The sequence below is a fragment of the Neisseria sp. P0007.S010 genome, assembly GCF_051962875.1.
Classification (GTDB): Bacteria; Pseudomonadota; Gammaproteobacteria; order Burkholderiales; family Neisseriaceae; genus Neisseria; species Neisseria subflava_A.
Genome location: NZ_JBQCUX010000002.1, coordinates 184,744 through 199,492, shown reverse-complemented (window position 1 = coordinate 199,492; position 14,749 = coordinate 184,744). Strand labels below are relative to the sequence as shown.

At 48.1% G+C, this 14,749-nt stretch carries 16 protein-coding genes; 11 read left to right on the top strand and 5 right to left on the bottom strand.

The genetic code is table 11. The features are described 5' to 3' along the window. Positions 1 to 4 precede the first annotated feature (4 nt). The 3 genes from ACTHR7_RS02440 (at position 5) to ACTHR7_RS02430 (ending at position 1,756) form a co-directional block, all read left to right on the top strand. Positions 5 to 760 (top strand): tetratricopeptide repeat protein, encoded by a 756-nt coding sequence (locus tag ACTHR7_RS02440; RefSeq protein WP_440370259.1) that lies wholly within the window; start codon positions 5 to 7, stop codon positions 758 to 760. A gap of 80 nt (positions 761 to 840) precedes the next feature. Further along, on the top strand, positions 841 to 1,326 hold the full coding sequence (gene purE, locus ACTHR7_RS02435; protein ID WP_003686478.1) for a 5-(carboxyamino)imidazole ribonucleotide mutase: 486 nt from the start codon (positions 841 to 843) through the stop codon (positions 1,324 to 1,326). Positions 1,327 to 1,423: 97 nt separating this feature from the next. Beyond that, positions 1,424 to 1,756, top strand: coding sequence for a hypothetical protein (locus ACTHR7_RS02430; protein WP_070461830.1), 333 nt, complete (start codon positions 1,424 to 1,426; stop codon positions 1,754 to 1,756). Between the two features lie 83 nt (positions 1,757 to 1,839). Here the strand turns inward: ACTHR7_RS02430 and ACTHR7_RS02425 are convergent, their stop codons facing one another. Further along, entirely contained in the window at positions 1,840 to 3,633 is a 1,794-nt protein-coding gene (locus tag ACTHR7_RS02425) for a 2-isopropylmalate synthase (protein ID WP_107769023.1), read from the bottom strand. Positions 3,634 to 3,859: 226 nt separating this feature from the next. Here ACTHR7_RS02425 and ACTHR7_RS02420 point away from each other — a divergent pair, with 226 nt between their 5' ends. Next, positions 3,860 to 4,975 carry a class I SAM-dependent methyltransferase gene (locus ACTHR7_RS02420; RefSeq protein ID WP_293205382.1) on the top strand — a complete coding sequence of 372 codons (1,116 nt, stop codon included), beginning with the start codon at positions 3,860 to 3,862 and terminating at the stop codon, positions 4,973 to 4,975. Positions 4,976 to 5,096: 121 nt separating this feature from the next. Here ACTHR7_RS02420 and bfr (ACTHR7_RS02415) read toward each other — a convergent pair whose 3' ends face one another. Together bfr (ACTHR7_RS02415) and bfr (ACTHR7_RS02410) are read right to left on the bottom strand one after the other, a co-directional pair. Then, positions 5,097 to 5,570, bottom strand: a complete 474-nt coding sequence (gene bfr / locus ACTHR7_RS02415; RefSeq protein WP_293205385.1) for a bacterioferritin — start codon at positions 5,568 to 5,570, stop codon at positions 5,097 to 5,099. A gap of 29 nt (positions 5,571 to 5,599) precedes the next feature. Continuing rightward, positions 5,600 to 6,064 carry a bacterioferritin gene (gene bfr / locus ACTHR7_RS02410; protein WP_003680738.1) on the bottom strand — a complete coding sequence of 155 codons (465 nt, stop codon included), beginning with the start codon at positions 6,062 to 6,064 and terminating at the stop codon, positions 5,600 to 5,602. Between the two features lie 418 nt (positions 6,065 to 6,482). Here bfr (ACTHR7_RS02410) and typA point away from each other — a divergent pair, with 418 nt between their 5' ends. After that, the gene (gene typA / locus ACTHR7_RS02405; protein ID WP_070461822.1) at positions 6,483 to 8,294 is read left to right on the top strand and encodes a translational GTPase TypA; all 1,812 of its coding nucleotides are present in this window, start codon (positions 6,483 to 6,485) and stop codon (positions 8,292 to 8,294) included. A 101-nt stretch (positions 8,295 to 8,395) separates the two neighbouring features. On the opposite strand, the gene ACTHR7_RS02400 is transcribed toward typA, so the two are convergent. Beyond that, entirely contained in the window at positions 8,396 to 9,352 is a 957-nt protein-coding gene (locus ACTHR7_RS02400; RefSeq protein WP_440370258.1) for a cupin domain-containing protein, read from the bottom strand. Between the two features lie 129 nt (positions 9,353 to 9,481). On the opposite strand from ACTHR7_RS02400, the gene ACTHR7_RS02395 reads away from it, so the two are divergent. Together ACTHR7_RS02395 and ACTHR7_RS02390 are read left to right on the top strand one after the other, a co-directional pair. Further along, a complete protein-coding gene (locus ACTHR7_RS02395) occupies positions 9,482 to 9,817 on the top strand; it encodes a carboxymuconolactone decarboxylase family protein (RefSeq protein ID WP_003686488.1) in 336 nt (111 codons plus the stop codon). A gap of 113 nt (positions 9,818 to 9,930) precedes the next feature. After that, positions 9,931 to 10,299, top strand: coding sequence for a rhodanese-like domain-containing protein (locus ACTHR7_RS02390; RefSeq protein ID WP_107867300.1), 369 nt, complete (start codon positions 9,931 to 9,933; stop codon positions 10,297 to 10,299). Between the two features lie 54 nt (positions 10,300 to 10,353). Here ACTHR7_RS02390 and ACTHR7_RS02385 read toward each other — a convergent pair whose 3' ends face one another. Next, the gene (locus ACTHR7_RS02385) at positions 10,354 to 10,692 is read right to left on the bottom strand and encodes a hypothetical protein (RefSeq protein ID WP_107867299.1); all 339 of its coding nucleotides are present in this window, start codon (positions 10,690 to 10,692) and stop codon (positions 10,354 to 10,356) included. A gap of 98 nt (positions 10,693 to 10,790) precedes the next feature. Between ACTHR7_RS02385 and surE the strand changes: the two genes are divergently transcribed. The 4 genes from surE (at position 10,791) to ACTHR7_RS02365 (ending at position 14,730) form a co-directional block, all read left to right on the top strand. After that, the gene (gene surE / locus ACTHR7_RS02380) at positions 10,791 to 11,546 is read left to right on the top strand and encodes a 5'/3'-nucleotidase SurE (protein WP_107867298.1); all 756 of its coding nucleotides are present in this window, start codon (positions 10,791 to 10,793) and stop codon (positions 11,544 to 11,546) included. A 93-nt stretch (positions 11,547 to 11,639) separates the two neighbouring features. Further along, positions 11,640 to 12,551 (top strand): peptidoglycan DD-metalloendopeptidase family protein, encoded by a 912-nt coding sequence (locus tag ACTHR7_RS02375; protein WP_107867424.1) that lies wholly within the window; start codon positions 11,640 to 11,642, stop codon positions 12,549 to 12,551. A gap of 78 nt (positions 12,552 to 12,629) precedes the next feature. Beyond that, positions 12,630 to 14,153 (top strand): phospholipase D family protein, encoded by a 1,524-nt coding sequence (locus ACTHR7_RS02370; protein ID WP_107867297.1) that lies wholly within the window; start codon positions 12,630 to 12,632, stop codon positions 14,151 to 14,153. Positions 14,154 to 14,196: 43 nt separating this feature from the next. Next, the gene (locus ACTHR7_RS02365; protein WP_070827048.1) at positions 14,197 to 14,730 is read left to right on the top strand and encodes a C40 family peptidase; all 534 of its coding nucleotides are present in this window, start codon (positions 14,197 to 14,199) and stop codon (positions 14,728 to 14,730) included. Positions 14,731 to 14,749: the final 19 nt, after the last annotated feature.

Genomic DNA, 14,749 nt, shown 5'->3' with positions numbered 1-14,749 from the left:
TCCGATGAAAACATTATCACATTCCCTGTTTCTTTTGCCGCTTACTCTATTGGCCGCATCATGCGCCGTTTCCCATCCTCCTCAACCTGCCGACAATCCTAACTTTGTCCTGCCGGATATTCCGCGTGAGCCTTTACATGAAAAAAGTATCCCCTATCCGCGTTTAGACGCACAAACCCAGATTGACCACTTGGGCATACAAATTGCCCGACTGGAACGTACGGTTGAAGAATTAAATCAACGCTTGCACACATTCGAACAACAACGAAACATCAAACGTCTGACTACTTCGGCTTCCAACCCCAAGGCCCAGCGATTAGACGACCGCAAGCTGAAAATGAACTATTTGGCCAATGGCGGCAGCGTGCCGTCTGAAACAGACTCAGCTTCACAAAATGAACTGCGCCTTTATAATCAGGCGCAAAAATACTATCAGCGTAACAACTTCTCTGCCGCAGTAGCCATTTTGAAAGAGGCTGACGGCGGCAATGGCAGCGAAATTGCCCGCCGTAATATGTACCTGCTCCTGCAAAGCCAACAACGTCTGGGTAACTGCGAATCCGTTATCGAAATTGGCAACCGCTACGCCAACCGATTCCGCAACAGCCCGCAAGCTCCCGATGCCATGTACAGCATCGGCCAATGCCAATACAAACTGCAACAAAAAGACATCGCCCGCAGCACATGGCGCAAACTGATACAAAGCTTCCCCAATAGTGAAGCGGCAAAACGTGCTTCCATCAGTCTCAAACAAAGATAAACGTTCAGACGGCCTTGTCATCCCCAAGGCCGTCTGAATATTTTTTTACCCTTAATCCATTCAAGCAAAAGGAACTCTTCATGATCCAAGTCGGCATTATTATGGGCAGCAACAGCGATTGGCCGGTGATGCAGCAGGCAGCACAATTTCTCAAAGAATTCGGCGTTGAATACGAAGCGCGTGTCGTCTCTGCACACCGTACGCCTGATTTGATGTTTGAATACGCCGAAACCGCACGCGAACGCGGCATCAAAGCCATCATTGCCGGCGCAGGCGGCGCAGCGCATTTGCCAGGCATGGTTGCAGCCAAAACCACGGTTCCCGTCTTGGGCGTTCCCGTTCCCAGCAAATATCTGCGCGGCGAAGACTCCCTGCTTTCGATTGTGCAAATGCCCAAAGGCGTTCCTGTTGCCACATTTGCCATTGGCGAAGCAGGAGCGGCCAATGCAGCGCTGTTTGCCATTTCACTTTTGGCCAACGAAAATCCTGAATTGGCTGAAAAATTGGCTGCTTTCCGTGCCAAACAAGAACAAACCGTTCTAGCCATGGAATTGCCTGAAGCATAAGGAACAAAGGCCGTCTGAAAGTTGTAAAGAGAAACTTTGATTTTGTTTTACGATTGTTCAGACGGCCTTTTTTCTTTTATCAAATTGAATTAATGCCATGAAAATCCTAGCATTCGTCCTACTCTCCACCCTGCTTTGTTCCTGTCAAAGCCCAAGCACTCCTACTCAATTAACTGCTATTCCATCTCAGCAACAAACCCAAGATACAACCGGCAACCTGATTATCTTCTATGATGCCCAAACTGGTTCTGCGCCATTGCTAAAAGCAGTGAAAACCTCTGGTGCAACTTTGGTTTACGAATACAAAAACCTGAACGGCATTGCTATTCGTCCGGCTTCCAAGACCAATATTGAAGATGCCATTGCCTATTTCAAAAAAGTAAACGGCGTATTGTCTGTTGAACAAGACCGACTGCTTAAACTTCAATAAACAAACTATTTTTTGACCAAATAAAAAAGGCCGTCTGAAACGCATCACTACGATTTCAGACGGCCTTTACTTTTTTCAATAAATCAAATCATGCCGCTGCCTTGTGCTTTAGGCTTGGCTTGACCGAATTCCAATTTGCTCAGTGCAGACAGATAAGCCTTGGCAGTCGCCACCAACACATCGGTATCTGCGCCTTGACCGTTAACCACACGATCGCCACGCTGCAGGCGGACTGAAGTTTCGCCTTGGCTTTCTGTGCCTTGCGTTACTGCGTTGACAGAGTAAATCTGCAAGGTTGCGCCACTTTGAGCCACGCTTTCAATGGCTTTGAAGATGGCATCAACAGGGCCTGAGCCGCTAGCGGAAGCGTGTTTTTCTTCACCGCGAATACTGAACACAATATCGGCGCGCGGTTCTTCGCCAGTTTCAGTGCTGATTTTTTGGGAAATGAATTTGTAGCTTTCGGTATTCATATTACCCATTTCGTCAGACACCAAAGCGTGCAGGTCTTCATCAAAGATTTCGCGTTTCTTATCCGCCAGCTCTTTGAAGCGTGCAAATGCCGCATTCAATGCCTCTTCACTTTCCAACTCAATACCCAAATCTGCCAGCTTGGTTTTGAAAGCATTACGGCCGGAGAGTTTGCCCAAAGTCAGGCGGTTGGTTGACCAGCCGACTGATTCGGCAGTCATGATTTCATAGGTTTCAGGGTGTTTCAACACGCCGTCTTGGTGGATGCCTGATTCGTGCGCAAAGGCGTTTGCGCCGACTACTGCTTTGTTTGGCTGAATCGGATAGCCGGTGATAGTAGATACCAGTTTGGATACCGGCACGATTTGCGTGGTATCGATGCCGGTTTCCAAGCCGAACAAATCATGACGCACTTTCAACGCCATCACGATTTCTTCAAGGCTGGCATTACCCGCACGTTCGCCCAAGCCGTTGATGGTACATTCCACCTGACGCACACCTGCCTGAACAGCAGCCAGCGAGTTGGCAACCGCCATACCCAAGTCATTATGGCAGTGGGTCGACCAGACTACTTTGTCGCCGTTGGGCACGCTTTTGATGATGTTGCTGATACGCTCGTACCATACGGAAGGGATGGAGTAGCCGACAGTATCGGGAATATTGATGGTGGTTGCACCTGCCTCGATAACCGCCGTAAAGATTTTGGCGAGAAAGTCCAAATCTGAACGCACGGCGTCTTCGGCGGAAAATTCCACATCATCAGTGTATTCTTTGGCAATTTTTACCGCTTTGACCGCCGCATCGATGACCTGCTGCGGCTTCATTTTCAGTTTGTGCTCCATGTGGATCGGGCTGGTGGCGATAAAAGTGTGAATACGTTTATTCGGCGCAGGGGAAACAGCTTCGCCTGCTTTGCGCACATCGTTTTCAACGGCACGCGCCAATGAGCAAACTGTAGATTTGGTAATAATTTTGGCAATCGCATTAACCGATTCAAAATCGCCCGGACTGGCTGCTGCAAAACCTGCCTCAATCACATCCACGCCCATTTTCTCCAACTGGCGGGCAATGCGGATTTTCTCCTCTTTGGTCATGGATGCACCAGGCGACTGCTCGCCGTCGCGCATAGTGGTATCGAAAATGATAACGCGGTTGGTTTGTGTCATTTCTGTTCTCTCCAGAGATTCATTTTTTTGTAAAAAAGCATTCAAATCAAGCGGTCTGCCTTGCGCTTCCGCCAAAGCGGTCAGTTTTTGCAACTGAGCCAAAGGCAGGGAACCGCGTGTACGCCATTTGTAGATAGCCGCTGTGGTCGCAGCATTTTCCGGGTCGTGCTGTTTCAGGGCTTCGGCCAGCGCGTTTACGCCGCCAAAATAGGCAACCAAACGGTCAATGTCTAATTGCATGATGTTCCTTGTCCAAATCTGATTAAGATTATTGTATTCTGGTTTTGCATTATACTCATTTTAGACAAAACGACAATCTATTTTTATCAAAATATCAGATTAAATTTTAAAAATTAAGAAATTTTTATACATTTTGTCTAATTCGGACTATTAAAAGCCCATCTCAAACCGAACCCATCCTAAATATAGTAAACTAATCCCCTATTTCTCCGATTTGAAACACATTATGCCCCACACCATCCCTACCAACCGCTCCGACATCGAATGGCGCAACGAAAGCACACAAAAGCCGCCCAAGCAGGCGGTTTATATGCAAGAAGCAGGCGCAGCAGAAATTTTAAAAAATGCCCACCCGCAAACTGCAACTGTTTGGACTGGCGATTTTCACAATGCCAAGCAAGTCTTAGCCGCAATGAAAAAGCGTATCCGCAGGCCGTCTGAAAAAAAGAAAGGCGCACCTGCCGATATTCAGACGGCCTTTCATGCCCACCGTATGAAACAGGCGCAACAAAGCCGTTTGCTCAATATGCTTGCCATTGAAATCCAACCGAATTTTCAACTGGATAATGCACGTGCACCCGACATCTACGCCGCCCTGTGCGATGTTTACGACACACCAAACGACAAACCGTTTCTCTTGCCGCTGAATCAATTACTGGGCTTTATCGGTGCGCACGAGTGGCACAAAAAAGGTATAGATATTCCGCAGCTAGACGGAAAAATCCATGTTCCTTTCGGCGTATTCTCTCCACTGCGTGGCGAATATTTGGATTTAATCGCCCAAGCGCCACTCGCTCCCAATATTCAGACGGCCTTTGACATCGGCACCGGCTCAGGTGTTATTGCCGCAATTTTGGCCAAGCGAGGCATACCCGACATCATTGCCACAGACACCAACCCAAAAGCAATAGCCTGCGCCACAGCAAACCTTGAGTGTCTAAGCCTGGATAAAGCTGTCAGCATCCAATCGATTGATTTATTTCCCGAAACTTGCGCCGACCTTATCGTCTGCAATCCGCCTTGGCTGCCGGCAAAACCAACCTCCGCCATTGAAACTGCACTTTACGACCCAAACAATGCCATGTTGACAGCCTTCATCAACGACGTACGCCAGCACTTAAATCCAAACGGCGAAGCTTGGCTGATTATTTCCGACTTGGCAGAACACTTGCATTTGCGCGATAAAGACTTTCTAAACCAATGCTTTCAGACGGCCTCGCTCAATATAGTCGATATTTTGAAAACCAAACCGCAACACAAAAAAGCAATAGATGAATCCGATCCTTTGGCGTTTGCCAGAAACAAGGAAACTACTTATCTATACCGTTTGAAAGCGATATAAAATCAAGGCCGTCTGAACATTCGGACGGCCTTTAAGCATTTTCATAAAAGAAAACGGCATATCCGTAAAGATATGCCGTCGATGGGAGCAGGGACTGCTATATTTGGCAGTGGTTTGTGTTTTAGTCCTCTTGCGCCCCAGTTTGCAGGTAGTTTGGCAAACCAACTTTGCCAATCAATTCCTGCTGGGTTTCAAGCCAGTCGATGTGTTCTTCGTTGATGTCTTTTTGTTTTTCCAACAAATCACGGCTGACGTAGTCTTGTTGCTCTTCTGCAAGAGCGATGGCTGCAACCAGAGCATCATGTTTTTCATACTCTTTTTTCAGATCGCAGGCAATGATTTCTTCGGTAGATTCACCGATCAACAGTTTACCCAATTCTTGCAGATTAGGCAGGCCTTCCAAGAACAAAATACGCTCGATCAAATCGTCTGCGGATTTCATTTCGCGGATGGATTGTTTGAAGAAGTGTTCGCCCAATTCTTCAAAACCCCAGTTTTTCAAAATGCGGGCATGCAGGAAGTATTGGTTAATGGTAATCAGCAACAAACCTAAGTTTTTGTTCAGCTCGCGAATAACTAAGCGATCGCCTTTCATATTCAGCTCCTTATATGTTATAGGCTAGATTACAGTTGGCTTTGGTAGTAGTTGCCTTCGCCGACCAATTCGATCAGACGCAGTTGTTGTTCCAACCAGTGAGCGTGATCTTCTTCAGTGTCTTTCAGTTGAGCAACCATCAAATCGCGGGTAACGTAGTCTTGAGCTTCTTCGCACAATTTGATGCCTTTTTTCAACGCATCGCGTACTTCGTATTCAGTGTTCAAGTCTGCTTTCAGGCAAGAGATTACGTCAGTACCGATGTTCAGTTCGGCACGGGTCATTTTAGGAGTACCGCCCAACATCAGGATACGACGGATGAAGTCTTCAGCGTGAGTGGTTTCTTCTTCCATCTCGTGGTTCAAACGTTCAAACAGTTTGGTGTAACCCCATTCAGAGTACAGGCGAGAGTGGATAAAATATTGGTCGCGAGCAGCCAACTCACCAGACAATAATTCGTTCATGTAATCAATAACTGCTTGGTTGCCTTGCATAATTCTTTCTCTTTCTTTTAAAAGTTGATAATCACGAATGAAGATTCGTGTGTTGTTATGGAATGAGGTAATTGTATGCACAAGTAGCACTTTTGACAAATTTTCTATTTAAAATACAAACAATTATCAAAAAATTTAACCTGCCTAAAAGGCCGTCTGAAAAATTAATCCCCTGTTTTTAATAACAATTTTTTGACATTAATATTAAGAATCCATTGCATTATTCAAAAACATTTACATTCGTTAACCATAAATAAAAGCAAATAATCCAACAAAATCAATCAAATTTAATTATGAATTATTCTCAACTGCTTTTGCCTCATTTTTTTGAATCTTCTACTCGGTCAATACTTAGGAATCGTGCTATAATTACCAGTTATCTTTTTTTTAAGCACCTAGCTGAAACACATAAATCATCATGAAACAAATCCGCAATATTGCCATCATCGCCCACGTCGACCATGGCAAAACCACATTAGTTGACCAATTGCTGCGCCAGTCCGGTACATTCCGTTCCAACCAACAAGTCGAAGAACGCGTCATGGACAGCAACGATCTTGAAAAAGAGCGCGGCATTACCATTCTCGCTAAAAATACCGCCATCGAATACGAAGGCTACCACATCAACATCGTAGATACCCCGGGACACGCCGATTTTGGTGGCGAAGTGGAACGTGTATTGGGCATGGTTGACTGCGTCGTACTGTTGGTTGACGCACAAGAAGGCCCTATGCCGCAAACCCGTTTCGTGACCAAAAAAGCCTTGGCTTTGGGTCTGAAACCTATCGTTGTTATCAACAAAATCGACAAACCGTCTGCCCGTCCAAGCTGGGTTATCGACCAAACTTTCGAACTCTTCGACAACTTAGGCGCAACCGACGAGCAATTGGACTTCCCTATCGTCTATGCTTCCGGCCTGTCCGGCTTTGCCAAACTGGATGAAAACGACGAGAGCAGCGATATGCGTCCTCTGTTCGAGACCATTTTGAAACACACGCCTGCACCAAGCGGCAGCGCGGACGAAACGCTGCAACTGCAAATTTCCCAACTGGACTACGACAACTATACCGGCCGCCTCGGTATCGGCCGCATCCTGAACGGCCGCATCAAACCCGGCCAAGTCGTTGCCGTTATGAATCATGAAGAACAAGTCGCCCAAGGCCGCATCAACCAGCTGTTGGGCTTCCAAGGCTTGGAACGCGTACCTTTGGAAGAAGCTGAAGCCGGCGATATCGTGATTATTTCCGGTATCGAAGACATCGGTATCGGCGTAACCATTACCGACAAAGACAATCCTAAAGGCTTGCCTATGTTGAGCGTGGACGAGCCTACCCTGACCATGGACTTTATGGTCAATACTTCTCCTTTGGCCGGTACTGAAGGCAAATTCGTGACTTCCCGCCAAATCCGCGACCGCCTGCAAAAAGAATTGCTGACCAACGTTGCCCTGCGTGTTGAAGATACTGCCGACGCTGATGTATTCCGCGTTTCCGGCCGTGGCGAATTGCACCTGACCATTTTGTTGGAAAACATGCGCCGTGAAGGCTTTGAATTGGCAGTCGGTAAACCGCGCGTGGTATTCCGTGAAATCAACGGTCAAAAATGCGAGCCTTACGAAAACCTGACCGTGGACGTACCTGATGACAACCAAGGTGCCGTTATGGAAGAGCTTGGCCGTCGCCGTGGCGAATTGACCAATATGGAAAGCGACGGTAATGGCCGTACCCGTCTGGAATACCACATTCCTGCACGCGGTCTGATCGGTTTCCAAGGCGAATTCCTGACTTTGACCCGCGGCACCGGCTTGATGAGCCACGTTTTTGACGACTATGCTCCGGTTAAACCTGATATGCCCGGCCGTCACAACGGCGTACTGGTTTCTCAAGAGCAAGGTGAAGCTGTTGCTTACGCCCTGTGGAACTTGGAAGACCGCGGCCGTATGTTCGTTTCTCCAAACGACAAAGTCTACGAAGGTATGATTATCGGTATTCACAGTCGCGACAACGACTTGGTGGTAAACCCTCTGAAAGGTAAAAAACTGACCAACGTCCGTGCCAGCGGTACAGATGAAGCCGTGCGCCTAACTACGCCTATCAAATTAACTTTGGAAGGTGCAGTTGAGTTCATCGACGATGACGAACTGGTTGAAATTACGCCACAATCCATCCGCCTGCGTAAACGCTACCTGAGCGAATTGGAACGCCGCCGCCATTTCAAAAAACTGGACTAATCCCGTCTGATTGACGCATTTTAAAATTAAGGCCGTCTGAAAAGTGTTTTAGAAATCCTAGATTTCATTTTTACACTTTCAGACGGCCTTTTATCATCTGTTCAAATAAAATAAATCGGCATTTCTTCCGCTTGTACTGCTGCTTCATCAGCGCGATCACTTTTACGATATTGCCCCGGCGATATCCCATATTGCTTTTTAAATGCCTTGCCAAAATGCGTTTCCGATTGAAAACCAACCGAGAGCGCAACCGATAAAACCGAATCCGCCGTCTGTTTCAACAATAATGCCCCCTGCTGTAAGCGGATACTGTTTACAAAGGCATGCGGGCTTGTTCCCGTCTGCTGCTTAAATACCCGCATCAACTGGGCGCGAGATAAGTTGGCCATCGCGGTCATTTTCTCGATATTCCATTCCTCTTCCGGCTTATCCACTACTGCCTGAAGCAGATTCTGCAGGCGTTTATCCTGCCAACCATTCAGCAAACCGCTTAATTGCGCTTCCCCATTTTTCTCTAGGCTGGCTCGAAGTAGAAATACCAACAACACCGAAGCCAATGCGTTCACAACCGCTACCGAACCGGACAATGCCTGACTGCTCTCATACTGCAACAATGCCACCAAATACTGTAAAGAAGGATGGTTGATATTCAGCAAAACCGTGTCAGGCAGCCCCGCCATAATATCCGCCTGCGCTTCATATTCAAACCGTGCGCAGAAAAGATGCAAAGCCGCATCGCCTCCTGTATGACTCTGCTTGACTTTAAATGCGCCTTTTTCACTCGTCAGCACATTAACACCAAGATTTTCACAACTGCTGTCGCTGCTCAAAGTATGCCCTACACTACGCGGGAAAAAAATGACATCCCCCGCACTCAGCAGCCTGGCCTCTTGCTCCCCATCAATTCGGATATAACCCGAACCGGCAGTGACGATATGCACCAAACCATTCGCACGCTTGGGCTCATGCCGCACATACCATTCCCCTCGAAACAGACATTGAACATCCACGCTGCCTTTTACCTGCGCCAATTCGACCAGCCTATCCAAAATATCCATAGTGTTTTTTTACCAATAAATGAGATGTTTTGACGATTTTAATCTTCCAATTATTGCAATAATACACACACCAAACACAAACGAATAGGATTTTTTATCTTATCCACTCACATTAAGAAAGGACATATCATGTTTAAAGACTGGCCTGAACATACCGCCTTGGTAAAAAAAGCATTCGGCGAACTGGGTAAAAACCATCCTAAAATGCTGCAAGCCTACGGCGCACTGGATCAAGCAGCCGCTGCCGAAGCACTGGATGCCAAAACACGCGAACTGATCGCCATTGCCGTTGCCATTACCACGCGTTGCGAAAGCTGCATCAGCGTGCATGCAGCCGCCGCAGCCAAAGCTGGGGCAACCGAAAGCGAAATCGCCGGCGCATTGGCCACCGCTATCGCACTGAATGCTGGTGCCGCTTATACCTACGCTTTGCGCGCTTTGGAAGCAGTAGAAACCCAACGCTAAATCGGTTTGTAAAATCAGGCCGTCTGAAAGCCGACTCCCCTTTCAGACGGCCTGACGAAATGCTAAACTGATAAAGTTATCATATTGTTTTCTGTCTAATAGGAGATTGAACCATGAAGAAACTGCTGACTGCCGTACTTTTTGTCACCGCTATTGCCACTCCTTTGGCCGCTTCCGCAGCCTCTATGCCTAAAGTTGAAAAAAGCGCGGCACAACCTGCAAAAGCAAAAGGCGTTTGGATTGATGTCCGCTCTGCCGAAGAATTCAAAGAAGGCCATTTGCAAGGTGCACTCAATATTCCGCATGACCAAATCGTTGACCGCATCAAATCCGTCAGCCCGGATAAAAATGCGCCGGTCAACCTCTACTGCCGCAGCGGCCGCCGTGCAGAAGCCGCGCTGACTGAGCTGAAAAAAGCCGGCTACACCAACGTAACCAACCATGGCGGTTATGAAGACTTGGTGAAAAAAGGTTTGAAATAAATCTAGTTGATTTTTAAAAGGCCGTCTGAAACTTTTCAGACGGCCTTTATTGCATTACAGACAGCAACTTCCAAATCTCAAACGTTTGCTGAAACCGGTTTCGTGAATCAATTGTTTGATAACCAAAATATTGGTGTTATCGGCCAACGCGCGAATGCTGTGCGCTTCCATCGGCTCAAGACGGATAACTTGCAAGCCTTCGGTTTGCAAAACTTCGTCCACCGTTTTGATTTCGGCTTTGCCGTTTAAAACCAAAAGCAAAATAATCGCATCCGCCTCATATGCCGGAATTTCATTATTCTTCTGCAGTGAAAGCTGAACAATCTCCTGATTGCCGTCTGAAGCAATCACGCCGCCCAATAAAGCTTTGGGGTCTAACTCATAATGTTTCATTATTATCCTTTCCGCCCAAACGTTGCCGATTCGTGGACAATCGCTCAAGCAAACCAGTACAATACCGTCCATCTTACCGATAGACACAATATTGTCACATGAACATATTAATCTCAAACGACGATGGTTATCTTGCGCCCGGTTTGGCTGTTTTGGCAAGAGTGTGTGCAGAATTTGCCAATGTCAGGGTGGTTGCGCCCGAACGCGATCGCAGCGGCGTCAGCAATTCCCTGACTTTAGACCGTCCTTTACAACTGAAACAGGCGGAAAACGGGTTTTACTATGTGAATGGTACGCCCACCGACTGCATTCATGTCGGCCAGCACGTCCTTGCCGACTTCAAACCAGACTTAGTCTTGTCCGGCATTAACAACGGCGCGAACATGGGCGACGATACGCTTTATTCCGGTACGGTTGCCGCCGCGACTGAAGCCTATTTAATGGGCATTCCCGCCATTGCTTTTTCGCTTGCCGACTCCAGCGGCCGTTATTGGGAAACCGCGGAAAAAGCCGCTTGGATACTGCTTTCCTACTTTCTCAAACGCCCTATTTCCGAACCCATCTTATGGAACATCAATATCCCTGCCGTCGCACCTGAGGATATCCAAGGCATAAAAATTACACGGCTCGGCCGCCGTCATCATGAACAAAGCATTGTTCCCATGTATAATCCACGTGGCGAACAAATTTATTGGATTGGGCCGGTCGGCGATGTTTCCGACAGCGAAGAAGGTACCGACTTTGGCGAATGCGCGTCCGGCTTCATCACGATAACCCCCCTGCAAGTCGATTTGACTGCCTACGGACAAATGGAGCAAACTGCTTCCTTTTGGTCAGAAATCCCTGCGCCTTAACAGTCCCTAACAGCCGAACACTTGAGAAACAAGCATATTTTTATTATGATATGCCTCGACGAGAACAATTACCCGAATACGAAAGTCATCAACATGTTGAAAAAAAGTGTATCTTATGCCGGATCGGCAGCTTTGGTTTTATTACTTGCAGCCTGTGCCAGCCAACAACCGGCTCCTGTAGTCGTCGGCACACAAAGCGGTGGTTCAACAACAGGCTCTACCGTTGACAATCCTTACGGCGCAGCGCCTTACAATACCAACACCAGCCCAGCGACAGATGCTCCATACACTCCGCCGGCAAGTACACCTGCTCCAACATACAACAGCGGCAGCACCGGCACTTACACGCCTTCTTACGCGCCTGTTGATATTAATGCAGCGACACATACCGTTGTTCGTGGTGATACCGTTTACAACATCTCCAAACGCTACAACATTACCCAAGACAATCTGCGCGCATGGAATAACTTGGCCGACAACACCATCAGCATTGGTCAAACCCTCCGTGTGAAACCTGAAGGCTACGTTGCACCTGCAGCTTCTGCAAGCAAACCTTCTACGCCAATAACTACAACCACTGCTCCGACTCCAAGCACTCCTGCCAATACACCAACCGTATCTACCGGCAGCAGCCGCAACGTCAGCGGCATCACATGGCAGCGTCCGACTACCGGTAACGTTATCGCCAACTTCGGCGGCAGCAACAAAGGTGTAGATATCGCCGGTACACAAGGCCAGCCTGTTGTTGCAGCGGCAGACGGTAAAGTCGTTTACGCAGGCTCAGGCTTGCGCGGTTACGGCAACTTGGTCATCATCCAACACAACTCCTCATTCTTGAGCGCATACGGCCACAACCAACGCCTGCTGGTTAATGAAAACCAAACCGTTAAACGCGGTCAAACCATTGCGCACATGGGTAATACCGATGCATCTCGTACTCAGTTGCACTTTGAAATCCGTCAAAACGGCAAACCGGTCAATCCGGCAAATTATGTTGCCTTCTAAGCTGATTCAAGCAACCTAATTTCACTTCAATCCCTGCCTAAATGTCATTTAGGTAGGGATTGTTTGTACCGGTTCCCCATGAAATTTCATCTTCCCTTTCTTTATATCCTGCTATTGGGTGGGTGTGCCGCGTTTTTGCCTTCATTGGATGAACGCACCCAAAGCAGTTATCTTGACATACCTGCAACGCCGCGGCTGGACAGCGCATTAGGCATTCCTTCTACATCCTCCAAGACCGATGTTTCCCATATCTATCTGTTGAACGATGCCCATGAAGCCTTTGTCGCCCGTGCCGCCCTGATTGAATCCGCCGACCATACCCTCGATTTGCAGTACTATATCTGGCACAACGACATCTCCGGCAAGCTTCTCTTCAACCTGATTCATCGCGCGGCCGAACGCGGCGTCCGTGTGCGTTTGCTTCTGGACGACAACAACACCAACGGCATGGATGATCTCCTACTTGCACTCGACAATCATCCCAATATCGAAGTTCGTCTGTTTAATCCCTTTATTTTCAGAAAATGGCGTGCACTCGGCTACGTTGCCGACTTCCCGCGACTTAACCGCAGAATGCACAATAAATCGTTTACCGCGGACAACCGTGCCACCATTTTGGGCGGACGCAATATCGGCGACGAATATTTTAAGGTTAACGACGATACCATTTTTGCCGACCTTGATATCCTCGCCACAGGCCGCGTAGTAACCGAAGTTTCCCAAGACTTCGACCGCTATTGGGCAAGCCACTCCGCCTATAACGCGACCAGCATCATCAAACGGGGAAACATGCAAAAAGGATTGGCAGAGCTTGATTACACCGCCCAAGATAAAAATCAAACGCTCATCCGCTACCGTCAAAGCATCGAACACTCCAACCTCTATCAAAAAATGCAGAGCAACCTTATGGAGTGGCAAAGTGTCAGCACACGCCTGATCAGCGATGACCCGGCCAAAGGCTTAGACCGCGACCGGCACAAACCGCCTATTTCCGAACGCCTGCAAGACGCCCTCAAGCAACCTGAAAAAAGCGTTTACCTTGTTTCCCCTTATTTTGTACCCACAAAATCAGGCGTTAAGGCCATAGAAAAGCTGATTCACAACGGCGTGGATGTTACCGTTCTGACCAATTCCCTCCAGGCGACCGACGTTGCCGCCGTCCATTCCGGCTACGTCAAATACCGCAAGCCCTTGCTTAAAGCCGGAGTTAAACTCTATGAGCTTCAACCCAACCACGCCGTTCCGACCTCCAAAGACCGCGGCTTGACCGGCAGTTCAGCCACCAGCTTGCACGCCAAAACATTCATCGTAGACGAGAAACGCATTTTCATCGGCTCATTCAACCTCGACCCACGCTCCGCACGCCTCAATACCGAAATGGGTGTCGTCATCGAAAGCCCCGAAATCGCAGGCCAAATGCAGCGCACCCTCGTAACGACCACCCCAAATTACGCCTATCAGGTAACGCTTGGCAATTACAATAAACTATACTGGTATGACCCAAGCGAAAAACGAACTTACGCACACGAACCCGAAGCCAAGTTCTGGAAACGGATGACTTCAAAAATCCTGTCCATCCTGCCCATAGAAGGATTATTATAGAGGCCGTCTGAAAACAAAAATCATGCAGCCGGAGGAATTCACCATGTCTCGACTCATCTGCAAAACCCTATTTGTTTGTACCACCTGCTTATTGTTGGCCTCCTGCGGCACCACTGGCAAGCATAAATCCCACAAGCCGCAAACAACCGCCAGAACAATCCAACCTGTCCGCATTTCCCATATCGACCACACCCAAGGTTCGCAGGAATTGATGCTTCACAGCCTAGGCCTGATCGGTACGCCCTACAAATGGGGAGGCAGCACCACAGCCACAGGCTTTGACTGTAGCGGCATGATCCAATTCGTCTATAAAAACGCCCTCAACGTCAATCTGCCACGCACCGCACGCGATATGGCCGCAGCCAGCCGAAAAATTCCCGACAGCAAATTGAAAGCCGGCGATCTTGTCTTCTTCAATACCGGCGGCGCACACAAATATTCCCATGTCGGCCTCTACATCGGCAACGGCGAATTTATTCACGCCCCCAGCAGCGGTAAAACCATCAAAACCGAAAAACTTTCCACTCCGTTCTACGCAAAAAACTATTTGGGCGCACATACTTTTTTTACTGAATAAATCAAGGCCGTCTGAAAGG

Coding starts and splice junctions, on each gene's coding strand:
- purE (WP_003686478.1), top strand. CDS start 841: ATGATCCAAGTCGGCATTATTATGGGCAGCAACAGCGATTGGCCGGTG.
- ACTHR7_RS02440 (WP_440370259.1), top strand. CDS start 5: ATGAAAACATTATCACATTCCCTGTTTCTTTTGCCGCTTACTCTATTG.
- typA (WP_070461822.1), top strand. CDS start 6,483: ATGAAACAAATCCGCAATATTGCCATCATCGCCCACGTCGACCATGGC.
- bfr (WP_293205385.1), bottom strand. CDS start 5,570: ATGAAAGGCGATCGCTTAGTTATTCGCGAGCTGAACAAAAACTTAGGT.
- ACTHR7_RS02430 (WP_070461830.1), top strand. CDS start 1,424: ATGAAAATCCTAGCATTCGTCCTACTCTCCACCCTGCTTTGTTCCTGT.
- ACTHR7_RS02395 (WP_003686488.1), top strand. CDS start 9,482: ATGTTTAAAGACTGGCCTGAACATACCGCCTTGGTAAAAAAAGCATTC.
- ACTHR7_RS02375 (WP_107867424.1), top strand. CDS start 11,640: ATGTTGAAAAAAAGTGTATCTTATGCCGGATCGGCAGCTTTGGTTTTA.
- ACTHR7_RS02365 (WP_070827048.1), top strand. CDS start 14,197: ATGTCTCGACTCATCTGCAAAACCCTATTTGTTTGTACCACCTGCTTA.
- ACTHR7_RS02385 (WP_107867299.1), bottom strand. CDS start 10,692: ATGAAACATTATGAGTTAGACCCCAAAGCTTTATTGGGCGGCGTGATT.
- ACTHR7_RS02420 (WP_293205382.1), top strand. CDS start 3,860: ATGCCCCACACCATCCCTACCAACCGCTCCGACATCGAATGGCGCAAC.
- ACTHR7_RS02400 (WP_440370258.1), bottom strand. CDS start 9,352: ATGGATATTTTGGATAGGCTGGTCGAATTGGCGCAGGTAAAAGGCAGC.
- bfr (WP_003680738.1), bottom strand. CDS start 6,064: ATGCAAGGCAACCAAGCAGTTATTGATTACATGAACGAATTATTGTCT.
- ACTHR7_RS02390 (WP_107867300.1), top strand. CDS start 9,931: ATGAAGAAACTGCTGACTGCCGTACTTTTTGTCACCGCTATTGCCACT.
- surE (WP_107867298.1), top strand. CDS start 10,791: ATGAACATATTAATCTCAAACGACGATGGTTATCTTGCGCCCGGTTTG.
- ACTHR7_RS02370 (WP_107867297.1), top strand. CDS start 12,630: ATGAAATTTCATCTTCCCTTTCTTTATATCCTGCTATTGGGTGGGTGT.
- ACTHR7_RS02425 (WP_107769023.1), bottom strand. CDS start 3,633: ATGCAATTAGACATTGACCGTTTGGTTGCCTATTTTGGCGGCGTAAAC.